The sequence below is a fragment of the Mesorhizobium sp. genome (assembly GCF_004962925.1).
Classification (GTDB): domain Bacteria; phylum Pseudomonadota; class Alphaproteobacteria; order Rhizobiales; family Rhizobiaceae; genus Mesorhizobium.
The window spans coordinates 3,313-3,720 of sequence record NZ_SUEO01000333.1 but is presented as its reverse complement, the minus strand read 5'-3'; the positions used below and the strand labels follow the sequence as shown (position 1 = coordinate 3,720).

The following is a 408-nucleotide window of genomic DNA, read 5'->3' as shown; positions in this document are numbered from 1 at the left end:
CCCGCCAAGCCGATCTGATGCGCCTCGTCATGCAGATCGTTCCGCCCGCAGGGCAGCCTGGTCCCTGAACCGCTCACCGCTTTGGATACAGGTATCCAACGCCGCGGATCGTCTTGATCAGTTCCGGCTTGGCCGGATCCTTTTCGAGCCGGCGGCGCAGCCGGGTGATGCGGCTGTCGATGCTGCGATCGAACGGCTCGTCGCCCCTGGGCGGCGCAAGATCGAGCAAATCGTCGCGACCGATGACCTGGCCGGCCCGGGTGGCGAAGGCCGCTACCAGATCGAGCTCCATCGGCGTCAGCGGAAAGGCCACGCCGTCGGCATCGATGAGGTTTCTCGCGCGGGCGTCGAACACATAGGTTCCGAAGGCGAAATGCCCGGCCGGCAAAGCGTCGGCATCGTTCGACC

General features: G+C 65.9%; 1 protein-coding gene. It reads right to left on the bottom strand.

Translation table 11 applies throughout. The features are described from left to right. Positions 1 to 73 precede the first annotated feature (73 nt). Positions 74 to 408, bottom strand: a 335-nt coding sequence (locus E5W87_RS34215) for a winged helix-turn-helix domain-containing protein (protein WP_292407991.1), incomplete at its 5' end; no start/stop codon positions are given.